General features: G+C 60.3%; 20 protein-coding genes and 2 pseudogenes. 18 read left to right on the forward strand and 4 right to left on the reverse strand.

The annotated features are described in order from the left end of the window. Window positions 1-99 precede the first annotated feature (99 nt). The 7 genes from speB to betA all read left to right on the forward strand — a co-directional run bounded on the left by speB (window position 100) and on the right by betA (window position 6,935). Window positions 100-1,071, forward strand: coding sequence for an agmatinase (gene speB / locus OKQ63_RS16595; protein ID WP_264211154.1), 972 nt, complete (start codon window positions 100-102; stop codon window positions 1,069-1,071). Between the two features lie 2 nt (window positions 1,072-1,073). Beyond that, the gene (locus OKQ63_RS16600; RefSeq protein ID WP_264211155.1) at window positions 1,074-1,856 is read left to right on the forward strand and encodes an SDR family NAD(P)-dependent oxidoreductase; all 783 of its coding nucleotides are present in this window, start codon (window positions 1,074-1,076) and stop codon (window positions 1,854-1,856) included. Continuing rightward, window positions 1,853-2,590 carry an SDR family NAD(P)-dependent oxidoreductase gene (locus OKQ63_RS16605; RefSeq protein ID WP_264211156.1) on the forward strand — a complete coding sequence of 246 codons (738 nt, stop codon included), beginning with the start codon at window positions 1,853-1,855 and terminating at the stop codon, window positions 2,588-2,590. Before OKQ63_RS16600 ends, OKQ63_RS16605 begins: the two co-directional genes overlap by 4 nt. Beyond that, window positions 2,587-3,483: a polysaccharide deacetylase family protein gene (locus OKQ63_RS16610; protein WP_264211157.1), complete on the forward strand. Its 897-nt coding sequence runs from the start codon at window positions 2,587-2,589 to the stop codon at window positions 3,481-3,483. Before OKQ63_RS16605 ends, OKQ63_RS16610 begins: the two co-directional genes overlap by 4 nt. Window positions 3,484-3,541: 58 nt before the next feature. Next, window positions 3,542-3,706, forward strand: coding sequence for a hypothetical protein (locus OKQ63_RS16615; protein ID WP_264211158.1), 165 nt, complete (start codon window positions 3,542-3,544; stop codon window positions 3,704-3,706). A 7-nt stretch (window positions 3,707-3,713) separates the two neighbouring features. Next, entirely contained in the window at window positions 3,714-5,174 is a 1,461-nt protein-coding gene (locus OKQ63_RS16620) for a purine-cytosine permease family protein (protein WP_264211159.1), read from the forward strand. 81 nt (window positions 5,175-5,255) lie between these two features. After that, window positions 5,256-6,935, forward strand: coding sequence for a choline dehydrogenase (betA, locus tag OKQ63_RS16625; protein WP_264211160.1), 1,680 nt, complete (start codon window positions 5,256-5,258; stop codon window positions 6,933-6,935). Between the two features lie 449 nt (window positions 6,936-7,384). Here the strand turns inward: betA and OKQ63_RS16630 are convergent, their stop codons facing one another. After that, the gene (locus tag OKQ63_RS16630; protein ID WP_264211161.1) at window positions 7,385-7,912 is read right to left on the reverse strand and encodes an amidohydrolase family protein; all 528 of its coding nucleotides are present in this window, start codon (window positions 7,910-7,912) and stop codon (window positions 7,385-7,387) included. A gap of 583 nt (window positions 7,913-8,495) precedes the next feature. Here OKQ63_RS16630 and OKQ63_RS16635 point away from each other — a divergent pair. Then, a pseudogene (locus OKQ63_RS16635) lies at window positions 8,496-9,543 on the forward strand (transposase); the annotation flags it as partial. Between the two features lie 84 nt (window positions 9,544-9,627). Here OKQ63_RS16635 and OKQ63_RS16640 read toward each other — a convergent pair. The 3 genes and pseudogenes from OKQ63_RS16640 to OKQ63_RS16650 all read right to left on the reverse strand — a co-directional run bounded on the left by OKQ63_RS16640 (window position 9,628) and on the right by OKQ63_RS16650 (window position 13,363). Further along, window positions 9,628-10,170, reverse strand: coding sequence for a YaeQ family protein (locus OKQ63_RS16640; RefSeq protein ID WP_264211162.1), 543 nt, complete (start codon window positions 10,168-10,170; stop codon window positions 9,628-9,630). Between the two features lie 251 nt (window positions 10,171-10,421). Beyond that, window positions 10,422-11,324 (reverse strand): ribosome small subunit-dependent GTPase A, encoded by a 903-nt coding sequence (gene rsgA / locus OKQ63_RS16645; protein ID WP_264211163.1) that lies wholly within the window; start codon window positions 11,322-11,324, stop codon window positions 10,422-10,424. A 517-nt stretch (window positions 11,325-11,841) separates the two neighbouring features. Then, a pseudogene (locus OKQ63_RS16650) lies at window positions 11,842-13,363 on the reverse strand (transposase). A gap of 539 nt (window positions 13,364-13,902) precedes the next feature. On the opposite strand from OKQ63_RS16650, the gene OKQ63_RS16655 reads away from it, so the two are divergent. From OKQ63_RS16655 to OKQ63_RS16700, 10 genes are all read left to right on the forward strand, one after another. Then, window positions 13,903-15,090, forward strand: a complete 1,188-nt coding sequence (locus OKQ63_RS16655) for a site-specific integrase (RefSeq protein ID WP_264211164.1) — start codon at window positions 13,903-13,905, stop codon at window positions 15,088-15,090. A gap of 89 nt (window positions 15,091-15,179) precedes the next feature. Beyond that, complete coding sequence (locus tag OKQ63_RS16660; protein ID WP_264211165.1) at window positions 15,180-15,911, forward strand: hypothetical protein; 732 nt, start codon at window positions 15,180-15,182, stop codon at window positions 15,909-15,911. An 83-nt stretch (window positions 15,912-15,994) separates the two neighbouring features. Then, window positions 15,995-16,237: a helix-turn-helix transcriptional regulator gene (locus tag OKQ63_RS16665; protein WP_264211166.1), complete on the forward strand. Its 243-nt coding sequence runs from the start codon at window positions 15,995-15,997 to the stop codon at window positions 16,235-16,237. 122 nt (window positions 16,238-16,359) lie between these two features. Beyond that, window positions 16,360-16,578 carry a hypothetical protein gene (locus OKQ63_RS16670; protein WP_264211167.1) on the forward strand — a complete coding sequence of 73 codons (219 nt, stop codon included), beginning with the start codon at window positions 16,360-16,362 and terminating at the stop codon, window positions 16,576-16,578. A 180-nt stretch (window positions 16,579-16,758) separates the two neighbouring features. Next, entirely contained in the window at window positions 16,759-17,637 is an 879-nt protein-coding gene (locus tag OKQ63_RS16675; protein ID WP_264211168.1) for a hypothetical protein, read from the forward strand. A gap of 152 nt (window positions 17,638-17,789) precedes the next feature. Next, window positions 17,790-18,095 carry an IS66-like element accessory protein TnpA gene (gene tnpA, locus OKQ63_RS16680; RefSeq protein WP_264213929.1) on the forward strand — a complete coding sequence of 102 codons (306 nt, stop codon included), beginning with the start codon at window positions 17,790-17,792 and terminating at the stop codon, window positions 18,093-18,095. Then, on the forward strand, window positions 18,092-18,439 hold the full coding sequence (gene tnpB / locus OKQ63_RS16685; RefSeq protein WP_141889229.1) for an IS66 family insertion sequence element accessory protein TnpB: 348 nt from the start codon (window positions 18,092-18,094) through the stop codon (window positions 18,437-18,439). The genes tnpA and tnpB overlap by 4 nt, the downstream gene beginning before the upstream one ends. 62 nt (window positions 18,440-18,501) lie before the next feature. Then, window positions 18,502-20,130, forward strand: a complete 1,629-nt coding sequence (gene tnpC, locus OKQ63_RS16690; RefSeq protein ID WP_264213928.1) for an IS66 family transposase — start codon at window positions 18,502-18,504, stop codon at window positions 20,128-20,130. Continuing rightward, a complete protein-coding gene (locus OKQ63_RS16695) occupies window positions 20,130-20,426 on the forward strand; it encodes a hypothetical protein (protein WP_264210717.1) in 297 nt (98 codons plus the stop codon). The genes tnpC and OKQ63_RS16695 overlap by 1 nt, the downstream gene beginning before the upstream one ends. Window positions 20,427-20,469: 43 nt before the next feature. After that, complete coding sequence (locus OKQ63_RS16700; protein WP_264211169.1) at window positions 20,470-20,736, forward strand: hypothetical protein; 267 nt, start codon at window positions 20,470-20,472, stop codon at window positions 20,734-20,736. Window positions 20,737-20,768 lie beyond the last annotated feature (32 nt).

Genomic DNA, 20,768 nt, shown 5'->3' on the forward strand with positions numbered 1-20,768 from the left:
ACATAGAGATTATCACAACTAAGCTTAGATACATATAGATTTAACTGAGCGATTTTCGGTGCTTTCCTGATCCCGTCCAAATTTGGAGGGGAGAAAAGCATGTCCGGCAATGCCTATGACCAAGGCCGCCTCAACTTGCCATTTGTTGGCATCAGCACCTTTGGGAAACACCCGTATGTAGCGGACTGGGACCGCATAGACGCCGATGTCGCGATTCTCGGTGCTCCGTTCGACTTTGGTACCCAGTGGCGCGCCGGCGCGCGGTTCGGGCCGCGGTCAATCCGTGAAGCTTCCACATTGTTCTCGTTTGGCCATGGCGGCGCGTATGACCATGAGGACGATGTTACTTATCTGCCGGCGGAGAAGGTCCGGATAGTCGATCTTGGCGATGCCGATATCATCCATACTGATACTGAAAAGAGCCACGCGAACATCGAACTTGGCGTCCGCAAAATTCTGGCCGCTGGCGCACTGCCAGTGGTCCTGGGCGGGGATCACTCGGTCAACATCCCCTGCATCAATGCCTTTGATGAGGATTGTGCCCGGAAAGGCCCCATCCACGTCATTCAGATCGACGCGCATCTCGACTTCGTCGATGAACGCCACGGTGTGCGTTGCGGGCATGGCAACCCGATGCGCCGCGCCGCCGAGAAGGACTATGTCTGCGGCCTGTCGCAACTTGGTATCCGAAATGTCTCCTCGACAGCGCGCGACGGCTATGAGGCAGCGCGTGCCATGGGCTCCGATATCCTCTCGGTACGCCAGATCCGTTCGCTTGGAGTGGAGGCTGTGCTGGCGCGGATCCCAAAGGGCGAACGCTATTACGTGACAATCGACATCGACGGGTTCGACCCCTCGATTGCTCCAGGCACGGGCACGCCCTCGCATGGCGGGTTCATTTACTACGAGGTGCTGGAAATTCTCGCCGGCCTTGCCGGACGCGGCACGATTGTCGGCATCGATCTCGTCGAGGTTGCGCCGGACTACGACCACACCGGCGGCACGGCAATTCTGGCGGCACAGGTTCTGATGAACCTTATCGGCCGCATCATGCACGCGCGGGAGGTCTGAAAATGGGCAAACTCCGCTATGATTTCACCGGGGAACAGGTGCTGGTCACAGGCGCAAGCCGTGGTATCGGCTTTGCTGCCGCCAGAGCCTTTGCCATGGCTGGTGCCGAGGTGACGGTCTTGTCTTCAGGCGCCGGCATCCATGCCGCCGCTGATGCGATTGCCACAGAAAGCGGGCGTCCTTGCCGGGCGCTCGAAGCCGACATCACCGATAGCGCATCCGTAAAGGCAGCGCTTGCGCCGCTCGACCGGATCGACGTGCTGGTCAACAATGCCGGGCTGGAGCGCATCACCCCGCTGCTCGACCCTGACGCGGCCGTAGAGGAAACATTCCGGCGTATCACTGACATCAATGTGAACGGTACCTTCTACGTCACCCGCCACGCCGTGCCGAAAATGCGCAATGGCGGAAGTATTATCGTGACCGCTTCGATCTGGAGCCGTACCGCGGTGCCGGAGTTTGCGGCCTATGTCGGCTCGAAGCATGCCAACTTGGGTTTCACCCGCGTGATGGCCAAGGAACTCGGGCCGCGCAGTATCCGGGTGAATGCGGTTTGTCCGGGATGGGTCAAGACCGATGCAGCGATGTTGTCGCTGACCGAGATGTCGCAGCGCACCGGGCGCAGCGAAGAAGATCTGTTGTCCGAGATCACTGCCGCGCAAATCCTGCCGGGACTGCTGGAACCTGACGATATTTCTGCGGCCTACCTTTATCTCGCCTCTGACGGCGCGCGGGATATCACCGGTCAAGCGGTCATGGTTGACCGCGGCGAGGTGATGGCATGACGGCGCGTGTTCTCATTACCGGCGCTCAGCGCGGCATCGGAGCCGCCACTGCCCTGGCCTTTGCAAGACAGGGCGCGCGTTTGGCGCTTGCCGATCTCAGTGCGCCGGACACATCCGCCGGAGCGGCAGGCTCACAAGGAGCGGCAGAGTCTCACGCGTACGCCTGCGATGTCTCCGATGCGGCCGCGGTGGCCGCGCTGGCTGAGACCGTGCAATCTGCCTGGGGCGGGCTTGATGTGCTGGTCCACTGTGCCGGAATCATCCACGAAGCTCCGCTTCTGGACACCCCGGCGGCAGACTTCGACCGCGTGATTGCCGTCAATCTTCGTGGCAGTTTTTTGGTTGGCCAGGCCGCCATCGGCCTGATGACACCCGATGCGGCCAACCCGCCCCGCGCGATCCTGATCGCTTCCGACATGGCCTATTACGGGCGCGAGACATTTTCACCTTATGTCGCCTCCAAACACGGTGTGCTTGGGCTCGTGCGCAGCTGGGCCAAGGAGTTCGCCCCCGGCATTCTTGTCAACGCCATCTGCCCCGGACCGATCGATACCGAAATGCTCGGCGCCGAACACATGAGCGCTGAATGGCGGGCAAAAGAGCTTGCCATTCCGCTCGGCCGCTTCGGCACGCCAGAGGAGGTTGCCACGGTGGCGGCCTTCCTCGCCGGCCCCGGCGGCCGGTATTTCACCGGCCAAGGGATTGGCCCCAACGGCGGGAGCGTCATGCCATGATCAGCAACCCTATCCCCTGGCCGGGCGGAGCAAAATGCGCGGCCTGCATCACCTTCGACATGGACGCCGACAGCCTGATCCATCTGGCGCATCCGAACGACGGCCACAGCCGCACCGCGGCAATTTCCATGCTCCGCTACGGGCCGGAAATTGCCATCCCGCGTATCGTCGAAAGCTACCGGCAGCTTGGCATCCGCCAGACCTTTTTCATTCCGGCCTGGTGCATCGAGCAATACCCAAGGGCGGTCGAGGCGATCCTGGAGGGCGGGCATGAGATCGCCCATCACGGCTTCCTGCATGAGCATCCGCGTGAACTTTCAGCGGACGAAGAGGCCCATTGGCTTGACCGGGGCATTGAAGTCATCGTCGAGGCGACCGGCAAACGCCCGCGCGGCTGGCGTGCGCCGCTCTACAACTTCTCGCACCGCTCGGCGGATCTTCTGGCGGAGCGGGGCTTTGTCTATGATGCCTCGCTGATGGGCGACGACCAGCCGTATTTGCTTCAATCCGCGGCTGGGCAGCTGGTGGAACTGCCGTCGCATTGGGGCATGGACGACTGGCCGCAATATGTTCAGTCGATGGATCTCGACTACATGATGCCCATCCGCGCGCCGCAAGAGGGATTCAAGATCTTCTCGCAGGAATATGAGGCGGCATGGCGCCACGGCGGATTGTGGATTCCCGTTGTGCATCCCTTTGCCACCGGCCGGCTGGCGCGGTGGGAGATCATGCACCGGTTTATTGAAGAGGCTCTGGAACGCGGCGGTGTCTGGTTTGCACCGATGGAGGAGATCGCGGCCCATGTCCAGGATGTGGTGCAAAGCGGGGCATGGAGCCCGCGCGTAGACAAGCTGCCGCATTACCCGGAACCCGTCCAGGTCCGGAGAACCTAATGGATACCTAAGGAGAGTTACTGCGGGCTGAATTGGCCTGCCATCAAGGGAGGGAACGATGAACGAACATACTGAGGAATGGCTCGCTGAGATTGATCGGCGCGCCGCGGTCTATGACCAGACCGGCGAAGACGGCCAAGGCCGCATGACCGCAGTCGACTATCTCGGGATAGCCGCGCTGACTTTGGCGGTTGCCGCCGTTTTCTGGGTGTGGGGGACCTGAGATGACAATGGAAACAACATCTGAGAGCTTTGGGGCGGAACCCGCAGGCGATGTATCCAATGGCTATGCTGCGGCAGCCGAACGGGGCGATGCGCCGCTGCTGCCATCCGAACGGCTATGGGGGTTCAAGGAATTCACCTTTGCCAATTCGGCGCTGGCAATTGCCACTTGGGCCTTCCTGATCGGAGGCGCGGTTGGATTGTTTGTCGGTCCCAAGGAAGGGATCGCGGCAATCGTGATCGGCAATATTTTCGGTGTGGTTCTGACTGCACTGGCCACCACGGTCATGACAGGGCGCTACGGTGTGGAACAGTTCACCGCCCTGCGCAGCCAGTTCGGTTACAACGGCAGCCGCCTTGTCTATCTGCTGGCTGTCATCGTTCTGACCATGGGCTGGCTGGCTGTGCTGGCAATGATGTTCGGCCGTTCGATTGACGGGCTGACCGCGCTGGCAAGCGGCGGCACGGCTTCTCCTGTCGGCATCAAGACGGCCATTGCGGCGGTCGGGGCGATCCTGCTGACCTGGTATATCGTCGCCCGCGGGCCGACGTCGATCAAGGTCTTCAACATGATCGTTTCGCCCGCGCTGGTGCTCCTGATGGCAGGCATGCTGTGGCTGATCTTCCGTCAGCATTCCTTTGCAGAACTGATGGCCATGGAAGCACTCGACCCGCCGTTCGAGGACAGCCATCTGAACTTTATCATCGCGATCGAGGTCAACATGGCGGCGGGCTTCTCCTGGTGGCCCTATATCGGCAACCTGGCGCGGCTGACACGCAATGAGCGGACCGCCTTCTGGCCCAACCTTGTCGGCATTTTCGGGGCCGCAGTGCTCGGCGAGATCGTGGGATTGCTGGCGGCGGTATCTCTGGGCGACAGCGACCCGACAATCTGGATGACGATGATTGCCGGCGTTGGTTTCGGTGTGCTGGCGCTCGCTTTCATCGCCTTCGCCAACATCACTTCAATGGCCAATATCCTATATTCTGCAAATGTCGGGCTGCGTCAGGTCGGCACGGCTGGCGTGCGCCGGATCGGCTGGGGCACGCTGCTGTTCGGGTTTTGCATTGTGCCGCTGCTGCTGGCCGTGGTCTTTCCGCAGATATATGACGGGTTCTTCATTTTCCTGGTCTGGACTTCGGCGCTCAACTCGGCGCTGGCGGGGATCGGCATCGCCGACTACTTCTTCCTGCGCCGCCAGCGGCTTGACCTGCGCGCGCTGCACGGCAGGCAGGAAAACGGCGCTTACCAGTTCCTGGGCGGGTTCAACCCGATTGGTCTCTTCGCGCTGCTGGCGGGCTTTGTCACCTATGTGTGGCTGTTCAACCCGCAAACGCTCGATAACGTGGAAGCCTTCCGCTACCTCACGGCGTCGCTGCCATCCTGCGCAATGGCCGGGCTGGTCCACTACGTATTGACCCGCTTGCTGGCCAACCGTCTCGGCTGGGGGAATTACCCCAAGAACTAACGAAAATCCGGCAGGTGAAGCTTCGTTTGCCTGCCGGCCGCCGCAAGGCTGCAATCCACTTGAAATAACGGAAGGTGTCCCATGACCCAGTCCTACGACTATATCATCATTGGTGCGGGCTCAGCTGGATGCGTGCTGGCGAACCGGCTGAGCGAAGACCCCAAAACCCGCGTTCTGGTGCTGGAATTCGGCGGGTCGGACAAGTCCATCTTCATCCAGATGCCAACGGCGCTGTCCATTCCGATGAACGGCACCAAGCATAACTGGCGCTACTACACGCTGCCCGAACCAGGTCTGGACGGGCGCCGGGTGCATTGCCCGCGCGGCAAGGTGCTGGGCGGGTCATCTTCGATCAACGGCATGGTCTACATGCGCGGCCATGCACGCGACTTTGATGAATGGGAGGAGCTTGGCGCCAAAGGCTGGGGCTACGCCAACTGCCTTCCTTATTTCCAGCGCGCCGAAAGCTGGAAGGGCGGAGGCGATGAATGGCGCGGGGACACCGGCCCGCTTGCCACGAATGCCGGCAATGAAATGGAAAACCCCCTTTATCGCGCCTTCGTCGCGGCAGGGCGGGAGGCAGGCTATGTCACCACAGACGACCCGAACGGCCACCTGCAGGAGGGGTTCGGCCCGATGCACATGACCGTGAAGGACGGGCGCCGCTGGTCGACTGCCAACGCCTATCTGAAACCCGCGATGTCCCGGCCGAACCTGACCGTCCTGACCCACGCCATGACGCGGCGGGTGATCCTGGAGGGAAAGCGCGCGGTGGGCGTCGAGTATGAACGCGGCGGTCAGCGCCACATTGCTCATGCCACCTGCGAGGTGTTGATCTCTTCTGGCCCGATCGGCGCACCGCACCTGCTGCAGCGGTCGGGGATCGGCCCGGCAGAGGTTCTGCGCAAAGCCGGTGTCGGCGTGCAGCACGATTTGCCCGGCGTGGGGGAAAACCTGCAGGATCACTCCGAGGTCTACATCCAGTACGCCTGCAAGGAACCGATTACGCTGAATGGCAAGATGGGGCTTTGGAGCAAGTTCCTGATCGGCGCGGAGTGGATACTGTTCAAGCGCGGCCTGTCGGCCACCAACCACTTCGAAAGCGGCGGTTTCATCCGTTCGGATGCCTCCTTGGAATGGCCCGATATTCAGTTCCATTTCCTGCCTGCCGCGATGCGGTATGACGGCAAAGAGCCGCTAAAGGAGCATGGCTTCATGGTGCTGACGGGGCCCAATAAACCCAAAAGCCGGGGCCATGTGCGGCTGCGGTCCACCGACCCGTTTGAGCAGCCCGATATCCTGTTCAATTACCTTGAGCGGGAAGAAGACCGGGAAGGGTTCCGCAAGTGCTTGCGGCTGACGCGGGAGATTGTCGCCCAGCCTGCGTTTGACAGGTACCGAGGTGAGGAAATGGCCCCCGGCAAGGACGTCCGGACGGATGACGAGATCGACGCCTGGGTGCGTGAAACGATGGAAAGCACCTATCATCCCTGCGGCACCTGCCGCATGGGCGAGGATGGAATGGCCGTTGTGGACAGCGAGCTGAAGGTACACGGTATCGGCGGGCTGCGCGTGATTGACAGCTCAGTTTTCCCGAGTGAGCCCAACGCCAATCTGAACGCCCCAACGATCATGCTGGCGGAACGCGCGGCGGACATGGTGCGCGGGCGCACGCTGCTGCCGCCATCGAATGCCGCGGTTGGCACCGCCCCGGGGACGGGCCAGACCCAGCGCAGCAGCGAGCCAGTCCGCAAAATCTGACAGGAAGATTGGCCCTGCAGAGTCCTAATGCCAACCGCCGATGCATGCAGTTTGGAGATAAAAACATATTGGTTCGGCAGAGGCGGCATCGGCCCAGAGCGACGATCAGAACACTATGAGGCAGCTTGACGGCTTGGAGCCCATTCCGAAAGCGCTAAGCCCCTGCTGCGCGCGCAGAATTTTCCACGAAGCGCCATGGCTGTGTCCACCGCTGCTTCACTATGAAAAAGCAGCCATTCATGCAAGCCGCAGCACGGTTCGGATCAGCAGCAACGGAACTGCGCAAACAGGTGAACCTTCTTGCATGGCAGCCAACGGCCGCTTCCAGAAGCCCTTGTTTGCCCGAAGGAGCCGCCTGTACTACTCGACCCAAATTTGTACCCGGTTACCTGGCTTGATAGCCCGGGCAGAAACTGCCCGGGCCACTGTCTTGGACTATTGCACTCGCTTCAGCGAGCGTCGTGGATAATCTCGCCGTCGAAGACTGTAAGCGGGAACTTGGTCTCCGCGATGTCCCAGATCGTCTCCAAATTCTGCGACGGCGCTTCGATGTCGGTATCAATCATGATCAGATCCGCGCGCTCTCCCGGTTCCAGCGACCCGGTCAAATCCTGCTGCCCCATCGCAATCGCGCCGTTCACCGTATAGGCGGCCAGAATGTCGTCCAGTTCCAGCGCTTCCTCCGCGTTGACCGCAACTACCATGATTTCCCCGTTTTCATCCTTTGAAAGCGGGTTGGCCGGCAGCAGGTCCGCCCGTATCAAGCCCGCCGCCGTGTTGACGAAAGGCTGCGGCGACGGCACATCCACCGGCGCATTGCTGCCCGCCGCGACAATGCCACCGGCATCCCGGAAACTGCGGAACGGATAGACCCGGTCCCCCCCACAGGCCGTCCTGGCGGTAGAGCTTGTCCAGATCCACCAGTGACTCCACTTTGTTGATGAAGGTGTTGACCGTGGTTGTTGAATGCCAAGCAAAACTGACCTTTCCGTCAGATTGGCGGCCGAAGTCCCGCCTTCGGCTCGCGTGTTCTGTTACGTTTGATCTGACTTCCTACCGGAAAATCAGGGCTGATTTGCAGGTTCAGTCGGCGAAGCCGCCTGTTCCTGCTGATCTGCCACGTGGCGAACGCGGGAGCACAAGCACGCCGGCTTGCGGCAGACACCTTGGTTGCCTTGGAAGCAAGGCGGTTTACGTCCCTGGACGGTGAACTGGCGCAGGGCTGGGTCGAGGTCTTTCCCGAACTGACGGAAGATGAACGCCGCTAGGGGCACTTGCCGGGCTTCACTCTGGAACGGATCGAGCAATGGCTTGAAGCGTACCCTATTGAGGAGCTTGGTCTGCCTCACCACACAGGTTCTCCGATCCCCGGTGATCCGGCCGGCAACATCATTTCAACGCCGATCCCGGAAGAGACTGGACCGAACGTTGTCGAAGCCAGGCCAGGAACCACGGCGACACCTGACGGCAATAGAATTTTGCCCCATGGTGGCAAGGGTGACCTGCCAGGGGGCTTTCCTCCACCTTCGATTGGAGTCCAGCCCAACCTGAGGACGGACACTGACGCGGACAAGGTTCTCGGACGAGCAGATCATCGGCATCCTGGCCGGGCACGAGGCAGGCGCCAAGTGCGCTGACCTGTGCCGCAAGCACGGTATGCCGGAAGACACTTTCTGCAACAGGAAGGCCAAGTCCGGCGGCATGACGGTGCCCGAGGCGAAGCGGCTGAAGGCGCTCGAAGACGAGAACGCCAGGCTGAAGACGCTGCTGGCCGAACAGATGCTCAATCTCGCCGCGATGAAGGAACTGGGTTCAAAACAGTGGGGACGCCTGCCGTGAAGCGCGACGCAGCCGCGCACCTGAGGTCCCTGCCTGGGCTCTCGGAACGGCGGGCGTGCCGGAGTGCCGGGGCGGATCGCAACATGGTCCGCGACCAGGCCCGGCGTGCGCCGGACAGGGTGCTGCGCGGCCGGTTGCGGGACTTGGCCAATGAGCGCCGCAGGTTCGGCTATCCACTGTCCGGCAGTGGTTTGCTTGCAAACCATGAGAGGGGCGGCTCTCCGTGCTGTTGCGCCGAGAGGGAGAAGCTTCGGGGATCAACCGGATTTATCGGCTCCGCCGCGGGGAGGGGCTGGCCGCGCGCCAGCGAAAGGCCCGGCGCAAGGCGGCCGCCACACGAGCCCCGATCCTCGTTGAGGCACGGCCCGACGCGCGCTGGTCATTGGATTTCGTCCAGGATCAATTCGCCGCCGGCCAGCGCGTCCGCGTTCTCGACCTGGTCGACGATGGCACCCGCGGCTGCCTGGCAGCGATCCCGGATACCTCTATCCCGGACCGCCGTGTGGCGCGTGAATTGACGGTCCTGATCGAGCGCCGCGGCAAGCCCGGGATGATTGCCGGCGGCAACGGGACGGAACTGACCTGTAATGCCATCCTGCGGTGGTGTTCCGGGCACCGGGCTGAATGGCCTTGCATCACGCCAGGCAGGCCGATGCAGAATGGCTTCGTGGACAGTTTCAACGGGCGAATGCGCGATGCGTTGCTCAACGTGACCATGTTCCGCGAGCTGGCCCAAGCGCGTGCCGTGATCGCTGCCTGGGCGGGCGATTGCTCAACCTGCGCTGATCGGCGTAAAAAGCAACCGGACTCCGGTCGCGGCTGGATGAACGTTCAGTGGCAGGTCATGCCGTGCCTACACCGCATTCTTCCATTTGGCCTGGGTCACGTAAACGATACTATCATCAACACTGACCATGACATCACCATCCTGAATATTGACCTGCAGCTTCATCGATCGACTTGCAAGGTTTCCCAAGTCACGGGTATCCGTCTCTGAAAAATTCACAACCTGAAGGTTATCAAACCGGGCGGTGCTGTTTTTGATCTTTTCCCACCACACCTCAGCGGTCCTGCCGTAACTATAGACAATCACCTCTTTGGCCTTGCCACAAGATTGACGAACAATCTTCTCGCTGGGAAGACCTAACGCTACCCATAATTCAAGCTCTCCACTCAGGCTTTTCTGCCAAATATCTGGCTCATCATCCGTTGAAAGACCCTTAGTAAGTTCCAATTGCTCATGGGCATTCAGCGCAAAAGCGAGAATACGCACCATCAACCGTTCATCCGTCTCCGAAGGATGCTTGGCGACGGTCAACTTGTGGGTCTCGTAATAGTGCCGATCCATATCGGATACGGAAAGCTCTACTTTATAGATGGTGGCCTTTTGCGCCATGATTTTTCCCGGGCTAGCGAAGATAGGGATGTTTAGAGCGCAGCGTGGCTTTGCGAAAGCGGAAAGCAACTGGCATCGCCCCGCAAGGTTCTCGACCCGCCGCCGACCTTAGAGCCATCACAGTGTTGAACTGAGCACGAATGGCCGGCCTGAGCAATCTGCTGGCAGCGTTTAACGAACCGGGCAACTGCGGCTGTGGGCCGGAGAACTCAGTCTCGGTGGATCATAGGTCGTGCATAGTGGGAATAGACTTAGCGTCGCTTGCCACGGACGTCTGGGGTCTTGTAGCCACGGGCCCTGGATTCAGAGCGTGTGTTGTTGTGGTTTTCCTCGACAAGCTTGCGCCACCGGCCAAGTCGCACTGGGTCGACCGCCCCAGCCGCAACCGCGGCCTGAACCTCACAGCCTGGCTCATGCGCGTGGGTACAATCCCGAAAACGGCACTTGGGTGCAAGCTCAGTGATCTCCGCGAACAGCATGTCTAGACCAGCCCGGACATCGCTGACATGCAGCGTACGCATTCCCGGCGTGTCAATCGCCCAACCGCCGCCCTTGATAGAGTGTAGGGAGCGAGACGTAGTTGTGTGGCGCCCCTTAGCATCGTCCTCCCGAATGCTGCCAGTAAGCTGTGCTTCCCCAGGTGGCTTGGCAGCAAGAGTGTTGAGCAGAGTTGATTTCCCCACCCCGGATGATCCGACAAGAGCAATAGTCTGCCCTGACCCGCACCACTGAGCTAAAGCCATCACTGCATTGCAGGTTTTCGCGTTCACCGCAACGGCGGCCACTCCGCGCTGCAGGTCTTCTGCCTGCTGCCGGTATGGCTCCGCATCCGCCACTTGATCGGCTTTCGTCAAGATAATCACGGGGTTTGCGCCGGCCTCATTTGCGAGGGCCAGATAACGTTCCAGCCGGGCTTGATTGAAATCGTCATTGCAAGAAGTAACGATGAAGAGCGTGTCCACATTTGCGGCGATCAGTTGCTGGGTCCGGGCACCCTCGGTCCGGCGCTGCAACAAGGCACGTCTTTCCAAACGGCGAATGACTATGTGGGTCCGTGGATCCGCCAAGATCCAGTCCCCCACGGCGAAATCTGCCGTAATCGTTTGGGCGGGGAGGTTCAGCTTCACCGGGCCGGTTTCAGATACAGCTGTCATGCGAGACCGGTGGACAGTCGCAATGCGCATCCGGGCTAAATCTGTCTCGTCAGGACCTAGCTGGTTGCCAAAGAACTGGGACCAGCCGAGGTTGGCCAACGACAGGGGTGATTGAACAATAGAATGTACCACGGTCACCGTGCATGGCCACGGCATCAGGGAAAAGCAAGTCCTTTCGGCCAGTTTTACTACCGTCAGGCAATAATCAAGGTTTCCTTACCTGATCGCTTCAACGTTGTCAGAAATGAGTAACGCCACGTGGGTCCGCTGCCTGAAATGACATTACTTTTGTCGGTTCCCGGCAATGAACAACGAGCCGCGCTTGAGGCTTGAGGACCGCCAAGCGCAGATACCTAGGCTCAATTGTTGGGGTTTTACCGCAATCGATGGCACCTTTCTTTCGGAGCTGTTTGCCCTGAGCTGCAGCAACTCCCGCCTGCCGTTGTTACTTTGAAAGAATGCTGCGCTGAGCACGAATTGAACCGCACCGGGTTTGCCGGAGGCTGATTTCAGTTAGTTACGCGGCAATGTCCTCAGTTTCCAGAGCGGCGTAGAAATTGGCCTCTGCTTCTGCCGGCGGGATGTTCCCAATGGGTTCAAGCAGGCGGCGGTTGTTGAACCAATCCCCCCATTCGAGCGTTGCGTATTCCACGGCTTCGAAGTTGCGCCATTGGCCGCGGCGGTGAATGACCTCAGCCTTGAAAAGGCCATTGATCGTTTCAGCCAGCGCGTTCTGCGCCTTCAAATGATCCCCCCGGATCATTTGATCCGCTGCGCAGACCCGCTTGAACTCATAGCTGTCCCCAACGCTGCCGACGGAAGGTTCGATGCCAGCTTCGCCCAACCGTTCTGTGTATTTGATCGAAAGGTATTGGCTGCCGCGGTCGGAGTGATGAACAAGCCCCATCGCCTTTGTCCGCCGCCGCTCGTGAACAGCCTGTTCCAGGGCGTCGAGAACGAACCCGGCATGCGCCGAAGTGCTGACACGACCCATTGACCGGCAGGCGATTTGGCCATGCCAAATCTGCCGAGAGGGGGCCGACAATCTTGCGGGCATAGGCGTCAATGAGCGAGCCATTGAAGGCGCCATTGGTTCGAGCCCAATGGCGAGCGGCGACATAGGCGAACCCTTTCCAGGTGGCGACATAGGTGAAATCGCTGACCCAGAGCATGTTGGGCGCGGGCACACGGAATTGCCGGTTTACCTTGTCCATCCACTGCCCGGCAGCACATGCGCAGCATGTGCGAGAGGGGGCACGGGGCTTTCTTGTCGGGCACCGTGGTTTTGTGCGGCTTGCCCCGGAGCGAGCCTTTGTCCGCCATTGGTCCGAGGACAATGGCGAGCGCCTTGAAGCCCCATACTTTTCATCAGCCGGGCGACCGTGCAGCGGGCGACGTCAAAACCTTCCCGTTGCAATTGCCGCCAGATCTTCCGCACGCCATAGACCCGCCAGTTCTCTTCGAAAACACGCAGGATCTCGGGCCGCAATGCCGCGTCACGCCGGGCACGGTCCGACAACCGGGCCGGATCGGCCCGCTTCGCCAGATGCTCGTAATACGTGGAAGGGGCAATCGGCAGGAAGGAGCCATTGGAACGCCAGTGGTCCGAGAGACAATGGCGAATGCAGATCGGCTCGACCCCATGCTCACCGCGATGCATGTCCCCTCTCGCACATGCTGCGCATGTGCTGCCGGGCAGCGGATAAATGACACCATCACTTCGACCGGCGGTCGAGCTCCGCCATCGCAAAATACGCCGATGCCTTGCGGAGGATCTCGTTCGCCTGGCGCAGCTCGCGGTTCTCCCGCTCAAGCGCCTTCATCCTGTCGGCGACATCAGTTGGAACACCCGCCCGCTTGCCGCTGTCGACTTCCGCCTTCTTCACCCACTCATTCAGCGTGTGCGCCGAACAGCCGATCTTCGCGGAGATCGACATGATTGCCTGCCAGCGGGAACTGTGCTGGCTCTGGTTGTCCAGCACCAGACGCACCGCACGCTCGCGGACCTCAGGAGAATACTTGTTTGTTGTCTTGCTCATTATGGCTTCATCCTACGCAGGAGTTGAAGCCTCCGGCAAACCCGATGCGGTTCATGCCACATCGCCTCATCCATCGGGCGCCTACTTCCGGGAATGTTGCCCCAGAGTTTCGCGACCGCAGCGGAGTGTGCCCGCTGTTTCTGGTACGGATGTCGCCAAGGGGCTGTTTTCGGCTTTCCGAGTCGCACTGCTTGGCTTTAGGTTTTTTCGCTTGTTTGCAGCGTTGCGTAGCACCGCTGTAGCACCGGGCTGTTCTGGATGGCAAAAAGCCGCCCCTTGGGCGGCTATTAAGCTACTGCTATTACAGTGATGTGTTTGGTTGCGGGAGCAGGATTTGAACCTGCGACCTTCAGGTTATGAGAGAGCCTAGGCCCACTCACACCTTTTACCCCACCTTGCGCCCAGCTGCCCTATCTTATTGTTATTGCTTATTTTAAATTGACGCGCCGCGCGCTCAGCTCCTACGCCTTACCCCGTGGTTTGCTTCCAGTTGCTTCCACAGTGCTTCCACGAGGGAATTCAGAGGTAGGATTAGGGACATGGCCAAACTCACAAAACGCAGCGTTGAGGCGCTTGAACCGGGGACGAAAGATTACTTTGTCTGGGACAGCCAGATTGCCGGTTTCGGGGTGCGCGTCATGCCCTCCGGAGCCAAGACCTATCAGGCCCAATACCGAAAAGGCGGGCGCACGCGGCGGGTTTCAGTCGGGCGGCATGGCAAAGTCACAGTGGATGAAGCCCGCAAGCTCGCCAAGGAAATCATGGGGCAGGTTGCCAAAGGCGAAAACCCCGCCGAGGACATCTCGCAGCACCGCAAGGCCCCCACCGTTGCCGCCCTCTGCGAGCGGTTCTTTGATGCCCATGCCAAAGAACGCTGCAAGCCTTCCACTCAGAAGGAATACCGGCGCGCTATCGACCTGTTCATTGTCCCCGCCCTGGGCAGCTTCAAAGTGGTTGATGTGGAACGCAAGGACATTGCCGACCTGCACCACAAATTCAAAGACAAGCCGTATCAGGCCAACCGCACCCTTGGCGTTCTGTCCAAGATGTTCAATCTGGCGGAAGTCTGGGGGCTGCGCCCGGACGGCTCCAACCCCTGCCGCCATGTGCCGAAATACCGGGAGGTGAAGCGAGAACGATATCTGAGCCAGAATGAATTGCAGCGGCTGGGGCAGGTCTTGGCGGAAGCGGAGCGCGAGGGCAGCGAAACACCCTTCGTGGTGGCCGCTTTCCGGTTGCTGATCCTGACCGGCTGCCGCCTGGGGGAAATTCAAACCCTGAAATGGGAGTATATCACCCCGCAGGGCATGGAACTTCCGGACAGCAAGACCGGCGCGCGCCGCATCCCCCTGCCCCAACCTGCACGAGAAATCCTGGCGCACCTGCCCCGCACTCCCGGCAATCCTTATGTGATCGAAGGCAAGCTGGCGGAAAAATATGCCACCGACTTGCAGCACCCCTGGCGGCGCATCCGGGAAAAGGCAGGTTTGCCCAATGTGCGCATCCATGATCTGCGGCACACTTACGCGTCAAATGCCGTTTCCTCTGGGATGCCCATTCAAATGGTTGGACGATTGCTCGGACATACGCAATTGCAAACCACAATGCGTTATGCCCATCTTGCAGACGACCCGGTCCGCAAAGCGGCCGAGAGAAACGCGGAAATGCTCGGAAATGCTATGAACTCTCCGGAAATCTACGCCCCTAGGTTACGTGTGGTTTCATGACATTTCAGTACATTTCCACTCACTTCCGCACACTTCCGTCCCTCTACAAAGGGCGATAAGACCCTACAAAAGACTGCAAAAGCACTGAAATGCACACTGATGAAATCAACGAACAGCTCTGGAATGCAGGCACCTACCTGAGCCAAGCCTACCGCAGCTTTGCTCCGGCAGACCTCCGGAAAGAGTGGGAAACTGTCAGCAAACGTAACTCCATCCTGGAAGCAAAGCTCAAAGTCGACGAACTCCTGGAACGCAAAGCTAAGTTTTCCGAAGCTGCTCCGGAACTCATAGCCGCAATTAGAGCCGTGGACGGCCCCAAGGAACGCCTTGTGGCTGAAATGAAAAACGCTCTTGTGCGTTCACTTATTCAAGAAGCCGTGTCTGCAATTGGCTTTGAACACCCCCGGCACATGACCTCAAAGCCAGTCCGCCTTCCCGCGCAGTTCTGGCAAGGGCAGATCAACTGGCAGGAAAACGAGCTGAAGTCACAAGGTTTGCACTTCGTGGAAATCCGGATTGTTGGGAACGATACCGTCAAAACGCTGAGCGCTTCAATCCCGGCAGCTTCGCACCCGCCGACTGCCCCCAAGCCCCCGATCAAGGGCCGTCCGAGCGTTCAGCCGCAGATCAAGCGGGCCTATCTTCGCACTCTGGCAAGTGGCGTTCTGACACCGCACATGAGTGTGAAGACAGTTACCGAAAATGTGCGAGTCCGCCTCGCAGAAGACTTTCCTGACCTGGGAGTGACCGCCGAAACACCGAATTACGAAACCTTCCGGCGGATCGTCTCCCCCCTGTGGAAGGAAGACAAAAAACAATAAAATCCACCCCCATTTATTGTCGTTTTTTGTGTCTGCGGCTTGAGCGAAGACAAACGCATCAGAACTCAATTGGAGAATGCAAGATGCAAACTAACGCCGCAGACACCATCAATGCCCCCGCTTCGGAATTCTTGGACAGCTTCATTGACGAAGCCAAGGCCGCTGACTTCCTGTGCCAAAGCGTGCGCACTGTCCAGAAATGGCGCGTGACTGGCTTCGGACCGAAATTCTACAAATCTGGCCGTTCCATCCGCTACCGCCGCCGCGACCTGCTCACCTGGGGCGATGAGCGCCGCCGCAAAAGCACCAGCGCCAGCGCTCTCTGAGTTTTGCCCGCGTGGGGCTGGCAGCGCCGCGCGGGATTTTGGGGCCGGATGGCTCTTGGGGGCGCGGGCGAAACGGTCCCGCGCCCTTTCTCATTCCAACACATTTCGAAAGCACAGAACCCATGGCAAACCAGCCTGCTCACAAGCTGAAAATCGGCCTCATCACGGCCACCATCTGGAAAAATGACGGCTTCTTTTCCGTCGATCTGTCCCGCGCCTACAAGACCGATACCGGCGACTGGCGCAATACCGGCAGCTTCCATCATTCCGACCTGCTGAACCTCGCCAAATGCGCGGAGCGCGCCGAAATCTGGATTGGCCGTCAGGTCAACGCGAAATAATGGTCGCCGGGCTTGGCCCGGCCCCAAAACCAATGCTGCCCCGCCGGAGGCACAAAGGGGGCCAAAGGCCCCCGCCCTTTTCCCTCACATCTCCACAGAAACCAGCGGCCCAATGTGCCGCGCAGGAGGGGGGTCTTGTAACACCCCCCTCCACGAATACGAAAGCGAAGGTCAGAGTAAATGGAAGCCGATATCCTGCATTCGGGCTTTGACGGGCTGAAATTCACAATTGAAACCGATATCCCGCCTGAGTTCCGAACCGCCCTTGCCGATGCCAAAGCCGAAGCGATCAAAGCCAATAGCGAAGCCGTTCTGGAATTTGGCTCTGTCGCCCTCTCAGTGCGCCGCACAGGCGGCTCTGCCTTTTCCGCCCATACCGGCGAATACGGCGCGGAATGGTACTTCCTGGACCCGGAAAACCGCCCTGCGAATAATCCCGGCATAACGGTAGACTTTCGGGCCTTCCTGCTCGCCACCGGCGGCCTGGACGCCGCTGAAAAACATTTCCGGGAGTGCATGGACGCCTTTGGCATCCGCTACGCTGAACACCTGCTGCGCGTAACCCGTGTGGATTATGCCATCGACTTCCTGGCCCCGTGGTTCGAACCAGACCGTGAGGCCCTTGTGGTGCCGCCCGGCACCCGCGTTCAGGAACACACCGGCATAGATGAAACCGAAACCCACGCCACCGGCGCCCGCGTCACCGGTCTGCGCGCCGGGGCCGTCGCCAACAGGCAGCTGGTGATCTACGATAAGCGTCAGGAAGTCATGCAGAAGGGCAAGCTGGGCTGGCTTACCATCTGGAACGATGCCCGCATCCAACTGAACCGCCCGCCCCTGGACTTAGCTGACCGTGCATCCAGCCAAGTCTGGCGCTTTGAACTGCGCATGGGGTCAAAGCAGCTTCGCAACCGCTGGGAAATGCGCTCCTGGCAAGACCTCCGCGATATGGTGGGCGATGCATACACCGAGTTCTGCGAGAAGATCCGCTACACCTGCCCCACCACCGACAGCAACCGCGCCCGCTGGCCCGCGCATGAGCGTAACCGCCCGATTTGAACCGCCTGCTCGTGTGTCCTGGAGATTGCTAAGAGACGTCCATAAAGACGTCTTTAATGACGTCTCCTACAGGGAGGGAGGCAGCTGTGCGGGGCGAAATTCTTGGCTTGGAGCGTCGGCGCCGCTGGAGTGACGACGAGAAGTTGGCGATTGTGCTTTCGGTCGGGGTGAACGGCGCGACCGTGTCGCAGGTCGCACAGCGCCACGAGATCAGGCGGCAGCAGATCTATGCCTGGCGATACGAGCTGAGGAGGAAGGGGCTTCTGACGCCAGACGACGCGACGCTATTCCTGCCCGTCGATATTACGTCGCCGCCGGAACCGCCGGAAGCGTGCGCCCCTGAAGCGAGCTTGGCGTTGATTGAGGTGGTTCTGCGCAATGGTCGCAGCTTGCGGGTCGATGCCCATGTGGATGCGGCGGTGCTGACCCGTTTGATCCAGGCGGTGGAGGCGGCATGATCGGCCCGGGCACCGGCATTCGCGTTTACCTGGCCTGCGGTCACACTGATATGCGCAAAGGTATCGCGGGGCTTTCAGCGATCGCGCAGGATGTCTTGAGGCAGCGGCCATCGAACGGTGCCGTGTTCGCGTTTCGAGGGCGCCGCGGCGACAGGGTGAAGCTTCTGTATTGGGATGGCCAGGGCTTTTGCCTGTATTACAAAGTCCTGGAGAAGGGTCGTTTCCCATGGCCTGCGGCGACGGATGGCAGCGTGCGTCTGACCGCCGCTCAATTGGCCATGCTCTGGGAGGGGATCGACTGGCGCAGGCCGGATTGGGGCGCGCCACCAGCCCGGACGGGCTGATTTATCTCTCTGGAATTGTTTGTTTTTATGGCGTCCGATCTGGGAGAATGGTATCCACCACCATGTCCGTAGAAGCCACGCCTCTCCCCAATGATCCCGCCGTTCTGAAGGCGATGATCGCCGCGTTGCAGGCGGAAAACCAAAAGATGTCCGCCAGTTTGCGGGCGCATGATCTGCTGGTTCAGGCGCTGCGCGTCCGGATTGCCAGATTGCAGAAGCAGAAATTCGGCTCCAGTTCGGAAAAGATCGAGCGGGAGATCGAGCAACTGGAACTGGCGCTGGAGGACCTGCAGGTTGCGCTCGCCGAGGCGGATGAACTGCCGCCGGAGGGCGATGATGAGCCGGAGACGGACAACCAGACCCCGGAACCAGCCGAACCGCGGGAGTCGAGGCGCCGCCGTCCGAAGGTGTCGCAGGACACGCCGCGCGAACGCCGCGAGCTTGACCCCGGCGACAGTTGCCCGGATTGCGGGGGCGATCTGCGTGTGGTCGGGGAGGATGTCAGCGAGCTGATCGACATGATTGCAGCCCAGCTGAAGGTCATCGAGATCGCGCGTATCAAGAAATCCTGCCGGCGCTGCGAGCGTATGGTTCAAAGCCCGGCACCCAGCCGTCCGATCCCACGGAGCATGGCGGGCCCGAACCTTCTGGCTTATGTGCTGACCTCGAAGTTCGACGACCACGTGCCGTTGTATCGTCAGAACGAGATCTTCGCCCGCATGGGGGCAGACATCCCTGACACGACCCTGGTCGACTGGTGCGGCGGGGCAATGAAGACGCTGGCGCCGCTGATCGAGAAGATCGAGGCCGAGATCATGGCCAGCAATCTTCTGCACGCAGATGACACGCCCATCCGGGTTCTCGATCGCGGCCGCCGCGACAAGGGGCTCGGAAAGGGCGTCAAGAAAGGCCGGATCTGGGCCTATGTCCGGGATCAGCGCCCATGGGCGGGCACGGCCCCGCCGGGTGCGGTCTATCACTTTGCCCCGGACTGGAAGGAAGAGCATGTCCTCGCCCATCTTAGCGAGACCAGCGGCATTCTCCAGGCTGATGGCTACAAGGGGTATGCCAAGCTCTATGCCGCGGACCTGGACGGCAAGAGCCAGTTCCGGGAGGCCGCGTGCTGGGCGCATCTTCGCCGCGACTTTCACGATGTCTGGACCGCGACGAAATCCGCAATCGCGCGCGAGGCGCTCGACCGTATCGGCAAGCTCTACGACATCGAACGGGAAATCAGCGGCAAGCCTGCCGAACTGCGGCTGGCCGTGCGCCAAAAGGAAAGCAAGCCCAAGGTTGATGCGTTCCGGGACTGGGCCGAAAGGCAGCTCACCCGTATTCCCGGTAAGAGTGATCTGGCCAAGGCGTTCCGCTACGGGCTGAGCCGCTGGGCTTCATTCACGCTGTTTCTGGAGGACGGGCGCGTGGCCATCGACAACAATCCCGCCGAGCGCGCGCTGCGGCCCATTGGCGTTGGCAGGCGGAACTGGCTATTCGCGGGTTCGGATACCGGCGGTGAAACGCTCGCCCGCGCCATGACCGTCATCGAGACGGCAAAGATGAACGGCCTCGATCCGCAGGCCTACCTCGCAGATGTCTTGGACCGTATCCACGATCACATGGTCAACCGGCTGGCCGAATTACTCCCTTGGAACTGGAAGCCGGCAGATCAGAAACGCAGCGAGGCTGCGTGATGGCAGCGACGACCTACGTCTGCTCCATCGCCCATGTCGCCAGCCTGCTGGGCGAGGATCCTGGACTTCTCGAGGCCATCGTCAGCAACGACGACAACCTCTCCTACGGCAACATCGTCAGCGTCCACATCGGACGGGACGACTACATTACGGCGCTGACCGACGAGGGCATCGACGAATTGCGCGACATGCTGGCATCAGCACGAGTGTCCGTTGAGGCATGGCACAGCTTCCTCGAAGACTTCGTCGCTGAGCCCGACATCATCGCCCGCGTCAACAATCAACCGCTGCGGTAAAAATCGGGCGCTTACGCATGAGCTGTGGCATCAGGTCAGCAGCGTGATTGCCCTGGACCTGCACGAGAACTGCTGCGGCGTCCTGCCCAACGAAGTGATCGAGACCAATCGGGAGGAACATATGCGCATGCTAGACCGGCAAATTTTGGGCCTGCTGGTGTCGCGAGCAGTAGCGTCAGAGGTGAAGCCCCATGAGTTCCGGGACTTCCTAGACAGCCATGTAGAAACCTTACAGCGACAATCCGACGAACACCCGGTGCCAATTGAGGAAAGGCTTGGAAAGGCGGTAGGCAGGTATCGGTTCAAGTGACCGATAGAGTCAACACGCCCCTAGTCACTGTC

Origin of the sequence: Leisingera thetidis (assembly GCF_025857195.1) — a bacterium.
GTDB lineage: Bacteria > Pseudomonadota > Alphaproteobacteria > Rhodobacterales > Rhodobacteraceae > Leisingera > Leisingera thetidis.

Coding starts and splice junctions, on each gene's coding strand:
- speB (WP_264211154.1), top strand. CDS start 100: ATGTCCGGCAATGCCTATGACCAAGGCCGCCTCAACTTGCCATTTGTT.
- OKQ63_RS16600 (WP_264211155.1), top strand. CDS start 1,074: ATGGGCAAACTCCGCTATGATTTCACCGGGGAACAGGTGCTGGTCACA.
- OKQ63_RS16605 (WP_264211156.1), top strand. CDS start 1,853: ATGACGGCGCGTGTTCTCATTACCGGCGCTCAGCGCGGCATCGGAGCC.
- OKQ63_RS16610 (WP_264211157.1), top strand. CDS start 2,587: ATGATCAGCAACCCTATCCCCTGGCCGGGCGGAGCAAAATGCGCGGCC.
- OKQ63_RS16615 (WP_264211158.1), top strand. CDS start 3,542: ATGAACGAACATACTGAGGAATGGCTCGCTGAGATTGATCGGCGCGCC.
- OKQ63_RS16620 (WP_264211159.1), top strand. CDS start 3,714: ATGGAAACAACATCTGAGAGCTTTGGGGCGGAACCCGCAGGCGATGTA.
- betA (WP_264211160.1), top strand. CDS start 5,256: ATGACCCAGTCCTACGACTATATCATCATTGGTGCGGGCTCAGCTGGA.
- OKQ63_RS16640 (WP_264211162.1), bottom strand. CDS start 10,170: ATGGCGCAAAAGGCCACCATCTATAAAGTAGAGCTTTCCGTATCCGAT.
- rsgA (WP_264211163.1), bottom strand. CDS start 11,324: ATGACAGCTGTATCTGAAACCGGCCCGGTGAAGCTGAACCTCCCCGCC.
- OKQ63_RS16655 (WP_264211164.1), top strand. CDS start 13,903: ATGGCCAAACTCACAAAACGCAGCGTTGAGGCGCTTGAACCGGGGACG.
- OKQ63_RS16660 (WP_264211165.1), top strand. CDS start 15,180: ATGCACACTGATGAAATCAACGAACAGCTCTGGAATGCAGGCACCTAC.
- OKQ63_RS16665 (WP_264211166.1), top strand. CDS start 15,995: ATGCAAACTAACGCCGCAGACACCATCAATGCCCCCGCTTCGGAATTC.
- OKQ63_RS16670 (WP_264211167.1), top strand. CDS start 16,360: ATGGCAAACCAGCCTGCTCACAAGCTGAAAATCGGCCTCATCACGGCC.
- OKQ63_RS16675 (WP_264211168.1), top strand. CDS start 16,759: ATGGAAGCCGATATCCTGCATTCGGGCTTTGACGGGCTGAAATTCACA.
- tnpB (WP_141889229.1), top strand. CDS start 18,092: ATGATCGGCCCGGGCACCGGCATTCGCGTTTACCTGGCCTGCGGTCAC.
- tnpC (WP_264213928.1), top strand. CDS start 18,502: ATGTCCGTAGAAGCCACGCCTCTCCCCAATGATCCCGCCGTTCTGAAG.
- OKQ63_RS16695 (WP_264210717.1), top strand. CDS start 20,130: ATGGCAGCGACGACCTACGTCTGCTCCATCGCCCATGTCGCCAGCCTG.